Origin of the sequence: Nonomuraea harbinensis, assembly GCF_019396385.1 — a bacterium.
Classification (GTDB): domain Bacteria; phylum Actinomycetota; class Actinomycetes; order Streptosporangiales; family Streptosporangiaceae; genus Nonomuraea; species Nonomuraea ferruginea.
Window position 1 is genome coordinate 37,936 of record NZ_JAHKRN010000006.1, and the last position, 15,427, is coordinate 53,362.

The 15,427-nt window shown below is 73.6% G+C and carries 10 protein-coding genes; 2 read left to right on the forward strand and 8 right to left on the reverse strand.

Going from position 1 to position 15,427, the window contains the following annotated elements:
* Nucleotides 1–49: 49 nt before the first annotated feature.
* Nucleotides 50–298, forward strand: a complete 249-nt coding sequence (locus KME79_RS08385; protein ID WP_148029287.1) for a glutaredoxin family protein — start codon at nt 50–52, stop codon at nt 296–298.
* 45 nt (nt 299–343) lie between these two features.
* Here KME79_RS08385 and nudC read toward each other — a convergent pair whose 3' ends face one another.
* Entirely contained in the window at nt 344–1,318 is a 975-nt protein-coding gene (gene nudC, locus KME79_RS08390) for an NAD(+) diphosphatase (protein WP_219543970.1), read from the reverse strand.
* Between the two features lie 115 nt (nt 1,319–1,433).
* Between nudC and KME79_RS08395 the strand changes: the two genes are divergently transcribed.
* Entirely contained in the window at nt 1,434–2,990 is a 1,557-nt protein-coding gene (locus KME79_RS08395) for an IucA/IucC family protein (RefSeq protein ID WP_219543971.1), read from the forward strand.
* Nucleotides 2,991–3,071: 81 nt separating this feature from the next.
* Here the strand turns inward: KME79_RS08395 and KME79_RS08400 are convergent, their stop codons facing one another.
* From KME79_RS08400 to KME79_RS08430, 7 genes are all read right to left on the reverse strand, one after another.
* Nucleotides 3,072–6,326 (reverse strand): ATP-dependent helicase, encoded by a 3,255-nt coding sequence (locus KME79_RS08400; protein ID WP_219543972.1) that lies wholly within the window; start codon nt 6,324–6,326, stop codon nt 3,072–3,074.
* A complete protein-coding gene (locus KME79_RS08405; protein ID WP_219543973.1) occupies nt 6,320–9,490 on the reverse strand; it encodes an ATP-dependent helicase in 3,171 nt (1,056 codons plus the stop codon). Before KME79_RS08405 ends, KME79_RS08400 begins: the two co-directional genes overlap by 7 nt.
* A gap of 186 nt (nt 9,491–9,676) precedes the next feature.
* Nucleotides 9,677–12,529, reverse strand: coding sequence for a CDP-glycerol glycerophosphotransferase family protein (locus KME79_RS08410; RefSeq protein WP_246639497.1), 2,853 nt, complete (start codon nt 12,527–12,529; stop codon nt 9,677–9,679).
* A 94-nt stretch (nt 12,530–12,623) separates the two neighbouring features.
* Complete coding sequence (locus KME79_RS08415; RefSeq protein ID WP_148029282.1) at nt 12,624–12,944, reverse strand: MGMT family protein; 321 nt, start codon at nt 12,942–12,944, stop codon at nt 12,624–12,626.
* Nucleotides 12,932–13,291, reverse strand: coding sequence for a hypothetical protein (locus tag KME79_RS08420; RefSeq protein WP_148029281.1), 360 nt, complete (start codon nt 13,289–13,291; stop codon nt 12,932–12,934). The genes KME79_RS08415 and KME79_RS08420 overlap by 13 nt, the downstream gene beginning before the upstream one ends.
* A gap of 22 nt (nt 13,292–13,313) precedes the next feature.
* Nucleotides 13,314–14,471 carry a S8 family serine peptidase gene (locus KME79_RS08425; RefSeq protein ID WP_219543974.1) on the reverse strand — a complete coding sequence of 386 codons (1,158 nt, stop codon included), beginning with the start codon at nt 14,469–14,471 and terminating at the stop codon, nt 13,314–13,316.
* The gene (locus KME79_RS08430) at nt 14,465–15,373 is read right to left on the reverse strand and encodes a hypothetical protein (RefSeq protein WP_261808309.1); all 909 of its coding nucleotides are present in this window, start codon (nt 15,371–15,373) and stop codon (nt 14,465–14,467) included. Before KME79_RS08430 ends, KME79_RS08425 begins: the two co-directional genes overlap by 7 nt.
* Nucleotides 15,374–15,427: the final 54 nt, after the last annotated feature.

Here is a 15,427-nt window from a genome sequence, read left to right on the forward strand (position 1 = left end):
GCACCGAACGCCTTCGTGTTTCCCCTGACCTTGGAGGGATTCTCCAGCGATGACGCTCACGGTCTACAGCACCACGTGGTGCGGCCCCTGCAAGCGGCTCAAGTCCCAGCTGACCCGGGAGGGCATCAGCTTCACCGAGGTCGACATCGAGCGCGACCCGGACGCGGCCACCTTCGTCATGAGCGTCAACGGCGGCAACCAGGTGGTGCCCACGGTGGTCATCGAAACCCCGAACGGGCGCATCGTCCGCACCAACCCGTCCGCCCGCGAGGTCAAGGCTCTCCTCGAACCGGCCTGAGACGAACTACTCCGAAGACCTGGGTGCGTGGATCACCCAGGTCTTCTACCAGTCGCCCGTCAGAGCGCTGCCGTACCACGTCTCTATGAGCCGGCGGGCGATCGAGACCGGCGGCGGGAGGCGGACCTCGCCGGTTTCGAGCGCGCGGGCCAGGTCCTCGCGGGAGAACCAGCGGGCCTCGGCGATCTCCTCGGCGTCCGGGGTGAGGTCGGTGGAGAGCGCCTGGGCGAAGAAGCCGAGCATGAGACTGCGCGGGAAGGGCCACGGCTGGCTGCCGAGGTAGCGCGGGTTGGTGACGAGGATGCCGACCTCCTCGGCCACCTCGCGGACGACGGCGGCCTCCAGCGACTCGCCGGGCTCGACGAACCCGGCCAGGATCGACAGGCGCCCCTCCGGCCACTGAGGACCGCGGGCCAGGAGGCAGCGGTCGTCGGGGTCGCGGATCAGCATGATGACCGCCGGGTCGACCCGGGGGAAGTGCTGGCTGCCGTCGTGAGGGCAGACCCGGATGTGGCCGCCCGCCTCGACGGCCGTGCCCGCGCCGCAGCGCGGGCAGAACTGGTGGGTGCTGTGCCAGGCCTCCAGCGCCACGGCGTAGACCAGGAGGCCGGCGTCGCGGTCGCCGAGCAGACCGCCCGCCTGACGCAGCCCCGCCGGCACCGGGTGACCCTCGGGGGCGTCGTGCGGGCTCATCGGTACGGTGACGCGCCCGTTGACGTCGCCCGGCGGGGAACCGGGCAGCGGGGCGGCCACGGCGAAGTAGGCGACGCCGTCGGCCACGCCGAGCAGGAAGCGCTCGCCGGCCGGGGCGTCGGCCGTGGTGTAGAGCACCGCCCGCACCTCGTCGCCGGCGCGTTCGACGAGGGTTCGGCCGTTGTCGATGACGAGCACCCGGGTGGAGGGGGCGTTCCAGGCACGTTCCAGCCACGCGCTGTCGGATCTCAGGGCGGCCGATCTGTCGATGGTGCCCCGGGCCAGGAGCAGCGGTCCGATGAGTTGCTCTTCCGCTTGCGTTTCCACAGGGTCCACCCTTCCAAACTCTCTGTCATCCTATGGCTGCTTCGGGAAGATCTTCGAAGGGGTTAGGATCTTGGGTAGTTAGGCAGACCTTACTTGCAGGGCCCGGGGGTGCCGCGTGCGGGAGTCTCACCTGGCCGCCCGGGTGCTGGACGCGCTGCTGCGCGAAGACTACGGCGGCCTGTCGTCCCACGTCGTCAGGGGCCGGGGCGGCGTCGGGCTGACACTGGCCGACGGGAGACTGGTGCGGCTGGCGCCGGGTGCGCCCTTCCAGGACTTCGTGGTGGCGGCCGGAGAGTTGCTGGGCCTGGAGCAGGTGCTGGACACGCTGGCGGAGATCGCTCCCGAGGAGGACGCCGACGGGGTCAAGGCGTTCTTCGACGAGTGCGTGGCGGCGCTGGCCGCGCTGGAGCTGCACGACGCGCGGCCTCCCGCGGTGCGGTCGTACGAGACGCTGGCGGCCCTCGCCGACCATCCCTGCTATCCGACCGCGCGGGCACGGCCCGGGGTGCCGGACGGGGAACTGGCCGCGTACGCGCCGGAGTTCGGGCCCGTGTTCGAGCTGCGCTGGGCGGCGGTGCCGCGTCGCATGCTGGAGCCGGGCTCGGCGCCACGGCTGCCGCCGGACGTCCTGGCGTCCCAGGGTGCCGGTGCGTTCCCCCGGGAGCCTCTCGGGCCGGACGAGGTGCTGTTCCCCGTCCATCCGCTGGCGGTCGACGAGGCGCGGCGGGCCGGGGCGCGGGTGCTCGACGTACGGCGCGGCACCGTACGGCCTACCGCGTCGATGCGCGCCGTCGAGGCCGGGCCGCGCACGCACCTGGTGCTGCCGCTGCCGGTCAGCGTCCTCGGCACGCGCGACCGCCTCGGCATCGAACCGGGCAGCCTGAGCGCCGCGGCCCGCGTGGAGCCGCTCCTGCGCGCGCTGGCCGGCCCTGACGTGCTGGTGGCGGGCGAACAGGAGTACGCGCGCGCCGGGCACGACCACCTCGCCTGGCTGGTGCGCCGACTTCCGCAGGGCCGTCGCATCCCGGTGGCGGCGCTGACCCTGCCTGACACCCCGGACAAGCCCGGCACACAGGACCAGCCTGACGCTCAACATCTGTGCGCCCGGGCTTGGGTGGGAGCTGAGGTCGAGCTGCAAGGCGAGGTGGTGGATGTGCCGGTCGCCTATGTGCGTGCGCTGTTGCGGTGGAGCGTGCGGCTGCTGGTGGAGTACGGGGTGGTGCCGCAGGTCCGGTGGCACGACGCGGCGCTGGTGCTGGTGGACGGCGCGGTGAAAGTGCTCGTGCAGGGGCATGACGGGGTGTTGGTCTCGCCCCCGAGGCTGGATGCGGCGGGGATCGCGGCGCCGGGGCTGCCCGAGCGGATGCTGACCGACGACCCGCACGCGCTGGCGGACGCGTTCGTGACGGGCGCGCTGCACCTGGGCGCGGCGGCGGTCGCGTTCGCGGTGCTGCCTCCGGCCGACGCGGCCGCGCTGCTGCGCCGCTCGCTGGAGGAGGCGTTGCGACCGTACGACGCCCATCCGACGGCCAGGCTGCTACGGGCCAGAACGCTCGACGCGGCCAGGCTCACCGGCAGGCCGTGGCTGACGGCCGGCACGCTGGCGTCAGCGAAGCGGCTGTCCACCAAGCCGCCACGCATGAGCGGCCCGAACTACCTACGCCTACGCTGACGCCCTCAACCCAGACGCGCCACCGCGACCCAGTGGTGCTGACCTTCCCGGAGGGCGGATGCGCGGCGGTGGGGTGTTGGGTCAGGTTGTGGGGACCGATTCGATGAGTGCTACCAGGCCGTCGGCGTCGAGCAGGTTGACGGGGCGGACGGTGAGGTTGGCGCGGACGTAGTGGAAGGCCGCGCCGACGCGGTCCAGGGGCACGCCGGCCAGGTGGGACCAGGCCAGGCGGTACGCGGCGAGCTGCACGGACGCGGCGCGGGCCGCCTTGCCCTTGGGCGGGCGCCCGGTCTTCCAGTCGACGACCTCGTAGCGGCCGTCGGGCAGCTCGAAGACGGCGTCCATGCGGCCGCGCACCAGCCGGTCGGCGATCATGGTCTCGAACGGCACCTCCATGTCGACCGGCCGCCGATCCGCCCACTCGCTCTGCTCGAACCGCTCCTGCAGCTCAGCCAGCCGCACGTCCGCCTCCTCCGGCTCGACGTCCAGGCCGAGCTCGAAGTCGTCGATGAGCCGCTGCTGGTCCCAGCGGGTCTCCAGCCACCTGTGGAAGGAGGTGCCGCGCCGGGCCAGCGGGGCGGGCTTGATCGGGACCGGGCGGCGGATCCTGCGAGCCAGCTCGCGCGGGTCGTCCGCCAGGGTGACGAGGGACGAGACGGTCAGCCTGGCTGGTAGCTCGACGGTGGTGGAGTCGGGCCGCCGGTGCAGCTCGCGCTCGCGCAGCAGCAGGTCGGTGTCGCGCTCCCATGCCTGGACGCGTTCCTCCTCGAAGGCGCGCAACGCCTCGTCCTCGTCGCCGTCCAGGCCGCCCGCGAGCGCGTCCTCCACCAGCCGGGCGCCGTCGAGGACGGACTCGTACCGCAGACCGGCAGGCTCGACCGGCCAGATGGCCTGGGGCGGCTCGGCCAGCAGCGGGTTGGTGGCGCCGGGTTCGAGGTCCGGGGCCCAGACCGCGACCCGGTCGGCGGTGTCGCGGATCTCCAGCAGGAACTCCGACGGCGCGAGCGGTTTGGAGGCGGTGCCCCACCGGTAGCCGGAGGCGATCAGGTGGTAGTGGGCGCGGGTGACGGCCACGTACGCCAGCCGCCGCTCCTCCATGAGGTCCCTGGCGCGGCAGTGCTCGTCGAAGGCGGCCAGCTCCTCCTTGCCGAGGCCGGTGAGCCGGGGCAGGTCGGCGGCGTCGCCGCGGAGCGGGTAGGGCAGCTTGCGCGGGTTCTCCGTCCAGCGGCCGTTCACGACGGGGGTGGCGGGGAACACGCTGCCCGTGGTGATCGTGCCCATGGAGCTGAGGAGCTGCGACAGTCCGGGCACGACCACGACGGGCCACTCAAGGCCCTTGGAGGCGTGCACGGTCATCAGCTTGACGCTGTTGCTCTCGCCGACCCGGCCGCCCTCCAGCCCGAACTCCTCGCTCTCTGCCGCCTCCAGGTAGGCGAGGAACGCGCCCAGCGTCGGGTCCTCGGCGTCGCCCGCGAACCGGGAGGCCGCGTCCAGGAACGCGTCCAGGTCGGCCCTGGCGGCGAACGCGCTCGCCGTGCCGCTGCGGGCGGCCACCTCGATGTCCAGGCCGAGCCGCCGCTCCACCTCGCTGATCAGGTCGGGCAGCGGCTGCGCGGTGTGCGCGCGGAGCTGGCGCAGCTCGTGCGCGAGCGCGACCAGCCGGGTGCCGGCCAGCGGCGAGAACGACGCCAGCCACTCCTCCCTGTCGGGCAGCTCGTCCAGCGCGTCGACCAGGCTGCCCTGCTCGTCGGCCAGGTCGGCGACGGCCTGCTCCAGCGGGTCGTCCTCGTGGCGGCTCTCGCGGGACTGGCGGACCAGCTCGCGGGCGTGGTCGCCGAGCACCCGCAGGTCGGCGGGGCCGATCCGCCAGCGCGGCCCGGCCAGCAGCCGGGCCAGCGCGTCGCCCGCGGTCGCGTCGTAGAGCACGCGCAGCGTGGCCACGATGTCGCTCACCTCGGGCACGGTGAGCAGGCCGCCGAGACCGACCACCTCGACCGGGATGTCCCGGTCCTCCAGCGCCCTGCGCAGGGCGGGGAACTGCGAGCGCTTGCGGGCCAGGATGGCGACGTCCTGCGGCTGGATGGCGAGGGTCTTCTTGCGCTCCTTGTCGCCCCAGGGCAGCCCGTCGGGCGCGACCTCCTGGCCGATCAGCTTGGCGACCATGCCGGCGATCCACCCGGCCTCGTCCTCGGCGGTCTCGTGGAAGGCGCAGGTGACCCGGCCCCGGTCGACCCGGTTGGCACCGGGGACCAGCACCGGCACCTCGCGGGCCTCCATGCGCAGCGGGAGCTGGACCCGGGCGGCGACGTCGAGCACCCGGTCGCCGTTGCGGAAGCTGACGCTGAGCTGCCGCACCGGCGCCGGGTCTCCGGAGGCGGCGCGGAAGTCGGCCGGGAAGCGGCGCAGGTTGCCGGCCGAGGCGCCGCGCCAGCCGTAGATGGACTGGCAGGGGTCGCCGACGGCGGTGACGGGGTGCCCGCCGCCGAACAGCGAGCGCAGCAGCACGAGCTGGGCGTGGCTGGTGTCCTGGTACTCGTCGAGCAGCACCACCGCGAAGCGGGAGCGCTCGATCTCGCCGACCTCCTTGTGCCCGGCGGCGATCCGCGCCGCCAGCGCCATCTGGTCGCCGTAGTCGATGACCTCCCGCCTGCGCTTGAGTCTCTCGTACGCTTCCACGAGCGGCAGCAGCTGCTCCCTGGCCTCGTGCACGACGACCGGCCGGCCCTGCGCCTTGGTGACGCGGCCGGGCAGCTCGGCGTACCGGTCGCGGAGCCATTCGCCGATTCTGCGCACGTCGCCGGGGCCGCGCAGGTGCTCCGACAGCTCGCCGGCGAGCTCCAGGACGGCGGCGGTGACCGAGGCGGGGCCCAGCTCGATCCTGTCCATCGGCCCGTCGTACATGGCGACCACGCGCGAGGCGAGCTGCCAGGAGACGGCCGGGGTGACCAGCCGCATGGTGGGCTCCAGCGCCTCGCGCAGCGCGTGGTCGGTGACCAGGCGCGAGGCGTAGGCGTGGTAGGTGGAGACGGTCGGCTCGTCGTGCAGCAGCTCGGGCTCGACCAGGCCGGCCTCGGCGAGCCCGGCGAGCCGTTCCCTGACGCGGGTGGCCAGCTCGGCGGCGGCCTTGCGGGTGAACGTCAGGCCGAGCACGTTCGCGGGCTTGACCAGGCCGTTGGCGACCAGCCAGACCACGCGGCCGGCCATGGTCTCGCTCTTGCCCGAGCCCGCGCCGGCCATGACGACCATCGGCTCCAGCGGGGCCTCGATGACGGTGGCCTGTTCGGCGGTGGGCGGCAGGATGCCGAGCTTGTCGGCCAGTTCGACCGGGTTCAGCACACCTGTCCCCCGCTGTCGTTCACGGGGCAGCTCGCCCTGGCCGCGCAGGTGCGGCAGCCGTCGTTCGTCCTGGCCTGGAAGAGCGGGCCGGACATGCCTATCGCCACGGTGTCGACCAGGTCCTTGGCCCAGCCGGGGTTCTGGTCGTCGGCGAGCGCGTCCTGCTTCTGCTCGATCGCGTCGTGCTTGCCCGCGGCCTTGCCGAGCTGGACGAGCGCGGCGCCGCCCGGCTCGTCCATGCCGTGCCTGGCGAACGCGCCCAGCAGCGCGGCGAGCTGGTAGACGCCGAGCTGGGGGTGGCGGTCGAGGTCGCCGGGCCTGGGTTTGGAGCCGCCGGTCTTGAGGTCGATGATCACCGCGCGGCCGTCCTCGTCGCGCTCCAGCCGGTCGACCCGGCCCTTGATCTGGACGCCTTCGGCGATGGTGGCCACGAACGACTCCTCCAGGGCGATCAGGTCGCGGCCGTTGTCCTCCTGCCAGCGCAGGAACTTGCCGATCATCTGCTCGGCCACCTGCCGCTGCTTGCGGTTGAACCAGACGCCGCCGAAGTCGAGCTCCTTCCAGACGTCGTCGAGGCGTTTGCCGAGCATGTCCTCGTCGGGCAGGCCGGTGGCGGCGATCACGGCGAGCGCGTGGATGACGTTGCCGAGGCCCTGCGCGGTGCTGGTGCCGGCGGCGCCGACGGCCGTCTCCAGCAGCCAGCGCAGGCCGCACTTGGTGAAGCTTTCCACGGCGGACGGGGAGATGGTGACCACGTTGTCGGGCCAGCTCAGCGGCCGGTCGTCGGAGATCGGCGTGAGCGCGTACCAGTCGTTGGGGTGGGCGCCGGGCACGCCGGCGGCGGCGAGCCTGGCGAGCTGTCTGGCCGCGTTCCTGCGCATCTTCGCCGGTTTGGTGGGGTCGGTGACGGCGCTGCGTAGGTCGGCCACGAGCGCGGGCATGCTGAGCCAGCGCGACCGGTCGCCGACGCCGGCCTCCTCGACCGCGCCCGGCATCAGCTCGGACAGGAACCTGGACGGCCGCTCGTCGGTGTCCTCGCCGCCGACCGCCGTGACGACGAGCCGGTGGCGGGCGCGGGTGGCGGCCACGTAGAACAGCCGCCGCTCCTCGGCCAGCAGCTTGGAGGCGAGCGAGGCCGCGTTCGGGCGGCCGCCCTCGATCACCTCGACGAGGTCCTCCACACCGAGCATGGTGCCGCGCAGCCGCAGGTCGGGCCAGACCGCCTCCTGCACGCCCGTCACCACCACGATGTCCCACTCCAGGCCCTTGGCCCGGTGGGCGGTCAGCACGCGCACCGCGTCGCCGTCGGGGGCCCGCTCGGCCAGCGTGTCGCCGGGGATCTCCTGTGACGCCAGGTCGTCCAGGAACACCTCGGGCCCGGCCTTGGGCATCCGGTCGACGAACCGGGCGGCCTGGTCGAACAGCGCCACCACCGCGTCGAGGTCGCGGTCGGCCTGGGCGCCCCTGGTGCCGCCGGACAGGCTGGTGTCGGTCCACTTCCCGGCCAGCCCGGCGGCCTGCCAGACGGCCCACAGCACCTCTTCGGCGCTGCCCTGCTCCTCCACCGCCGCGCGGGCGGTGGCCAGCAGCTTGGCGACGCGCTCGGCGGGCACCGCGACATGCGGCTCGATCCGTACGAGCTCGCGGGGGTCCCTGATCGCGGCGACCAGCAGCTCGCCGGACGAGCGCGGCACGTACGGGAGCTCAGGGGGGTCGGCGGCGAGCTCGTTCTCGGCGATCTTGAGGGCGCGGCGGAGGCGGCGCACGCCGATCATGTCGGTGCCGCCCAGCGGGCCGGTCAGCAACTCCTCGGCGACGTTCTCGTCCAGCTCGGCCGGGTCGACCGCGACCTTGAGCATCGTCAGCAGGGGGCGGACGCCGGGCTCCTGGGCGATCGGCACCTCGTCGCCGGCGATCATCGTGGGCACGCCCGCGTTGACCAGCGCCCGGCGCAGCAGGGGCACCTGGCGCTTGGCCGAGCGCACCAGCACCGCCATCCGGTGCCAGGGCACGCCCTCGATCAGGTGGGCGCGGCGCAGCGTGTCGGCCACCACCGCGGCCTCCTGGCTGGTGCTGTCGGCCAGCAGCACCCGCACCTCACCCGGCGGCGCGTCGGGCGACGGCACCAGGTCGCGATGCCCGCGCCCGCCGAAGGCCCGCCCGGCGGGTTCCGGTGCGGCAGGGTTCGGCGCGGGGTCCGTGGTCGGCAGGGGGGCTGCGGGGAGGCGCGCGGCCACGCGCCGGGTCGCGGCCAGCAGGTCGGCGCCGCTGCGGCGGCACACGCGCAGCGCCACGATCGGCGCGTCGCGGCCGTCGAGGGTACGGAAGCGCTGCGGGAAGCCCAGGATGCCGTGCACGTCCGCGCCGCGGAAGCCGTAGATCGACTGGTCGGGGTCGCCCACCGCGACCAGGTCGCGCCCGTCGCCGGCCAGCTGCTGGAGCAGGAACTCCTGGGCCGGGTCGGTGTCCTGGTACTCGTCCACGAACACGGCGTCGAGCGCGGCACGCTCGCGCGCCCGCACGCCGGGGTCCGCCAGCAGCCTGCCCGCCTCGGCGATCAGCTCGGCGTAGTCGAGCGTCCGTTCAGGGTCGAGGTCGAAGCGGGTCTCGTAGCGGTCGGCGAAGCGGCCCACGGCCACCCAGTCGCCACGACCGTGCCGCCTGCCGAGCTCCCTGAGCCGCTCGCCGTCCAGCCCCCGCTCGGCGGCGCGGGACAGGAAGTCGCGCAGCTCCTCGGCGAACCCGCGGGTCCTGAGCGGCTCGCGCAGGTCTTCCGGCCAGTCGAGCGCGCCGTCCTCCAGCTCGCCGTGGAGCAGCCGCCGCACCTCCAGCAGTTGCTCGGGGCCGGTCAGCAGCCGGGGTGGCGGCTCGCCCGCCTGCACCGCCGCGCGGCGCAGCAGCGCGTAGGCGTAGGAGTGGAAGGTCATGGCCACCGGCGTGCGGGTGGTGCGGCGCAGCCGCCCGGTGACGCGGCGGCGCAGCTCCTCGGCCGCCTTGCGGCTGAAGGTGAGGATCAGCACGCGCTCGGGGTCGGCGCCCCGGCGCTCGATCCGGTCGACCACGCTCTCGACGATCGTGGTGGTCTTGCCGGTGCCGGGCCCGGCCAGCACGAGCAGCGGGCCGCCGGGATGGCCGACCACCGCGCGCTGATGTTCGTCCAGCACAGGAGGCTCAGCAGGCCCCCGACTGCCACGGCGCACCAGCCGCCAGGTCTGACCACTCACAACCCTAGATTCCACCAGACCACAGGGGTAGATCGTGCCGGATTGACCGGTCTCCCGAGCGATCGTCCAGGGTAGCGGGGCAAATCTGAGTTTTCCCGCCCGACACGCCGGGCGGGAAAACGGGCGTCAGGAGAAGATGTGGTCCACGACGCGGGCGGTGGCCTTGCCGTCGTCGCGGGGCGCGAACGTGGCGCGGAAGGCGTCGTAGCGGTCGGCGTGGGCCGCCGCCACCTCGTCGATCGACCGCAGCGCGTCGATCACCTCGGCCGACGTCGGCAGCACCGGGCCCGGCGCGATCTCCGGCAGGTCCAGGTAGAGGCCGCGCTTGGCCGAGTACTTGGGCAGGTCGTACCCGTACAGGACGATCGGCCTGCCCGTCACGACGAAGTCGGCCAGGACGGACGAGTAGTCGGTCACCAGGACGTCCGTCACGAGCAGCAGATCCGCCATATCCGGATAAGTCGTGACGTCGTGAGCGATGTCGGGAACGGCGGGCGCGGCCTGCATCGGGTGCGCGCGCACCAGCAGCTCATGGTCCGCACCCAGCGCCTCCCTGGCCTTCGCCAGGTCGAGCTTGACCATGGCGTTCTTGCGGTCGTAGTCACGCCACGTGGGCGCGTACAGGACGACCCGCTTGCCCTCGGCCAGCCCGAGGCGCTCGCGTACCTTCGCCGCGAGCTGCTCGCGGTCGGGCGAGGTCAGCACGTCGTTGCGGGGCAGCCCGCTCTCCAGCACCTCGCCCTGGTAGCCGAACGCCTTGCGCAGCACGGGCGTGGCCCACGGCGACTGCGACAGCAGCACGTCCCAGCCGCGCACGTCGGCGGCCTGCCGGTGCCAGACCGGCGGTCTGGGGTCGCGGCGCATGTGCGGCTGGTCGTTGCCGATGTGCTTGACCGGGGTGCCGTGCCAGGTCTGCAGCACCACCTGGCCCTCGCGGGAGCGGAACCAGACGGGCAGGAACGAGTTCGTCACGATGTAGCGGGACCTGGCCAGCGCCGCCTTGTGCTCGCGGCTGCCGGCCCGCACGACGGTGGCGGGGCCGGGAGGGGTGAACGCGCCGTCCTTGACGATCCAGATGTGCTCGCGGTCGTCGCCGCGGCGCAGCCGCTCCTCGTATATGGCGCGGACGCTGTCGGCGTACAGGCGGCCCTCGTTGACCACGTAGACGGTGGCGTCGTTCAGCGGCTCGGTGCGCTGCTGCGGGTAGAAGACCTTGCGCAGCACGTGGGTGCCGGCCAGGCCCTTCTCGTTCGCGGGCCGGTCCTCCTCCGACAGCACCACCGGCACGTCGAAGCGGGTCGACACGATGCGGAAGCAGTGGCCGCCGGCCGTGCGCGGGCTCTCGTCGAGGCCCTCCAGCGCGGCGTGGTCCATGCGCACCGGGACGATCTCGCCGGACGGGTGCCGCATGGACATGTTCCAGGTGCCGGAGGCCAGCGGCACGGGCTCACCGAAGCGGTCCATCGCGCCGGGCTCGAACCGCACCTCGAAGTCCTCGCCGGTACGCGTCATCGGCAGCTGGTAGGACAGCCCGGAGCGGTGGCGCAGCGAGACGGCGCGCGGGCCCGCGGCGTCGGGGTAGCGGCCGCGCAGCACGAGCGTGGTGCCCTCCCACACGGCCGAGACGATGACGGGCCGGATGCGGTGGGCCGAGATGATCACGCGGTCACGCCGGTCGCCCAGCACGGTGATCTCGCGGTCGCCGCTGGTGAACCTGGTCTCCCCCAGGTCGCCGAGCATGACGGTGGCGGCCGGGTCGCCCTTGGGCTCGACCCACAGGCGGCGGCCGTCCTTCTCCTGCAGCAGCGCGGGCACGGCGAGGTCGAGCGTCACCTCGGTGGCGGCGCCCTTGGGGGTGAAGTCCGCGGCCATGCGGTGGCCGCCGACCCGGGCGTGGCCCTTGGTCACGACCCGGCCGGCCAGGGTGATCTTCAGCTGCAGGTGCTCGTCGTCCACGCGGACGCCGGTGAGCTCGGCCCGGTTGGGCTGGAACGCCACCTGGAGCGCGCGGTCGGAGGTCCACACCGGCCTGACCCACCAGCCGGGGCTGAGCTGGCGGCCGGCGGGCCGCTCGCTGCGCCCGACGCCGTAGCCGCGCAGCAGGCCGGTGGCCCTGGCGCCGCGGCTCCAGAACACGATCTCGGCCCGCCACGTCGTGGTGTCGGCCACGGCCGGGCGGCGGCGCAGCCGGCGGCGCACCGCGGAGACCATGCCCCTGGCCGCGCCGCGCCAGCGCAGCGCCCACGGGTTCAGCTCGGCGGTGAAGCCGGACCAGTCGTAGTTGCAGCCGACCTCGCGGGCGCCGTGGGTGGCCTCGGGGGCCAGCACGCGCCGGGTGCGCAGGCGCACCGGCGGCAGCCAGCGCGGGCCGCGCAGGACCACCGTCGCCCAGTTGGCCCGGCGGCTGCGGACCGAGAGCCCGGCCAGGTAGGCGTAGCCGGAGATGCGCAGCTTGCGGCCGTCCCACACGATGTCGTCGATGTGCGTGACGGGCACCAGGTCGGCCTTGCGCAGCCGGTACAGGTCGGCCGGCAGTTCGTCCTTGAGCGGCAGGTCGGCGTACCAGCGCAGGCCCTTGCGGATGCGCTTGGACGGCTCGGCGGCGGCCGCCACGACCTGGGCGAGCGTCTCTCCCTCGACCAGCTCCTCGTCGGCGCGGGTCTCGATGAGGTGGCACATGAGGCGGCGCGCGACCGGCAGCTCGCGCTTGACCTTCGGGTCCACCCCGGAGAGGTACGGGCGCACGAGGGTGAGGAGCTCGCGCCGCGTGTCGGGGCCGCGCTTGACCGCCAGGTCCATCCGCGCGCCCAGCGGCCCGCTGAGCACCTCGGTGTCGAACTCCGCGCTGCGCCCGCCGGTCCCGACCAGGGCCATGATCTCGTCGAGCGGCTCGCCGCGGTCGCAAAGGTCCTGGACAGCCTTCAGGCGGTCGGGGATCGCTTCGCCGCCGGGGCTCTGGGCTGTCAGGCCGTTAGCCATCGCGGTAGGCACCGCCTTTCAGGCCGCCGTTATGTTCAGCCCATGGTAATAGGAGTCACAAGATGTGAATTCGCACAGTTCGCGAAGAGGCAGGTCAACGGGCTTCCTGTGAATCCGCTGAACGCCCGTCCCAGCGCGCCCGGCGCATGTCGACCCGTTCGCCGCGCAGCGGGGTGCCCTCCTCGCGCCAGTGGGACAGGCATCGCGCCTGGTGTCCGGGGGCGCCCGTGCCGTCGGCGTGTACCACGCGCCACCAGGGCACGCCGCCTCCCCAGGTGGACATGACCCGCCCGACCTGACGCGGGCCGCCCTCGCCGAGATACTCGGCGACGTCGCCGTAGGACATGACCTTGCCGGGAGGGATGCGGTCGACGACGTCGAGCACCCGCTCGGCGTACGGGTTCAGGGGGTCCACGCCGCCGGGCCCGCTCGGAGCATCTCGTCGAGCCTGCCGAGCTCCGTCGCCAGTCCTTCGGCCAGCACCTCGACCGCGCCGTCGCGCAGCGCGTAGACCTCGCCGTCCTCGCCCACGAGCCGGGCGCCGAGCGCCGCCGAGAGCCTCACGAGCTGCGCCACCTGCCAGTCGGAGCCGGGTTCGCCGACCACCTGGCCGCGCCACGCCCCCACCGCGTGGGCGCCGTCGCCGTGCCTGGCGACGATCTCTTCGGAACCGCGCAGCTCGAACCCCGCCGGCTCGATCGCCTTCGCGAGGTCCGCGAGGGCGATCGGCGACTCACGAACCACGCGCAGTTCGTATCCCATGGGGCGCGACCTTAGCGGATCTTCACTCCCTGCGTTGGTTGAGAACCACGATTCCACCGCAGAACATGACAAGGGCCACCAGAACCCCAATCCCGTACAGCCAGAGCCGCCACGCGTCCGGCCCCGGCGCCGTCGGCGGCGGGGAGTCCTCCCCCTGCCCGAAGTGCTGATCGTCGGGTACGGGGACGCTGCGGCGCTGCCCGCCGAGCGTGGCCGCGGCGTCCAGCGCGGCGCCCGCGTCGACCACGCCGAAGCCGACCTCCTCGTCATAGCCGTCGGCCGGCCTGCCCTTCGCGCCCGCGGCCAGCGCCTGCGCCACCTGGTCGGGCCGCAGGCCGGGGTAACGCGCCTTGATCAGGGCGGCGACCCCCGACACCAGAGCCGCCGCCGAGCTGGTGCCCTCCGACAGTTCGTAGCCGCTGCCGCGCCTGACCACGGGGACCCCCGAGCCCGGCGCCGCGACCAGCACCGACAGGTTGTCACTGCTGTACGAGGCCACCCTGCGCTGCTTGTCGACGGCCGCGACGCCGATGACGCCCGGATATCCGGCCGGGAAGCTCCAGTAGGAGGTGCCGTTCTCCCTGGCGTACTCCGTCTTCCCGTCGTTGCCGACGGCCGCGACCAGCACCACGCCCTTGCCGAGCGCGTACGAGACCGCCTCACGCTCGGACCTGTGCGCCCCGTACGTGCCGATGGACATGCTGACGACCTGCGCGCCCTGGTTGACCGCGTACCGCAGAGCCCGCGCGAGCGGGCTCTCGATCACCGCGCGGTCGTCGGCCAGCGGCGGGTCCACCCGGTCCGGGTCCTCCGCCACCGCCAGCGGCAGGGACAGCACGCGGACCTCGGGCGCGACGCCGACGTAGCCGTCGTCGGCGCCGGAGGCGGCGATGAGCCCCGCCATCGCGGTGCCGTGGCGGCCCGGGGTCACCTCGCGGCGCACCGCGCCCGAGCTCATGTCGGGGCCGACGGTGACCCGGCCGCGCAGCTCCTTGACGTCGGGGTCGACCGCGCTGTCGATGACGGCCACGGTGACGCCGGCGCCCTTGGTGGTCCGCCACGCCTGCTCGACGTTGAGCGCGTCGAGCACCCACTGCTGCCGGTCGCGGATGGGCGCGGCGTGCGCCGGGGTCTGCAGCAGGAGGAGGCCGGCGACCAGGGCGCGCACGACGGTCAGCACACGTTCCCCTGGGTGCACGGCGGGACCTTGGGCGGATCCGCCAGGAAGTAGGCGATCTGGTTGCCGATCGACCGGGCGGCCGGCCAGAGCTCGCTGTGCAGCTCCTCCTCCGGCGGGATCGCGGCCCTGGTGCGGCCGTCGGCGTAGCCGCCGGTGGTGAAGACGAGGTAGGGCCCGGCGCCGGCCCAGCCGGTGCGCTGGCGCTGCTCGGCGCCGAACCGCTCGGCCACGGTGCCGGGGAAGGCGACGGGCAGCACGCCCACCCGGTCGTCCTGGGTGAGGTCCCCACCGGCCGAGACCCTGGCCTCCTGGTCCTTGAGCACGGCCACGCCGATGGTGAAGACGAAGGTGGAGCTCTGGTCGACGTACGTGGCGCGCAGCAGGCTCACGCAGCCGTGCTCGGCCAGGATCGCGCCGACCGCGGGGTCCACGGCGTCGCGGCACCTGGCCTCGGGGGCGATGCCGACCCGCCTGGCGTACTGCTGGGTGCGGTCGAGGCCGAGGTACTTCAGCTCCTCGGGGAAGATGCCGGTGGTGGGCCACGACTGCCAGCGCCGGGCGATCTCCTCCTGCTTGTAACGGTTCTGCTCCTCGGCGGTCAGCGGGCGCGAGCGCGTCTCCTTGAACAGGCCCACGGTGCCGAGCAGCACGACGACGGCCGAGAGTGCCACGATGACGCCCACCAGTGCCACGAACGCCCGCCGGTAGCGGACGCCCTGCTGCAATTGGTCGGTCTCGGCCCGTTGCCTGGCACGCTGCCTGGACATGGACCGGCCGGTCGCCGGCGACCAGTCGCGCACCCGCGACCTGCGGCCGGTACCGGCGCCGAGCGGGTTCTTCCGTCCCGGCGTGGCGTCCCCCGCGGCGCGCGGCAGCCCTGTGGTGGACCTACGTGCCTTCACCACCGCCTCGTTCCCAAGCTCGGCTTTCTGTGTCATTCGTCCCCGTAACAGGGC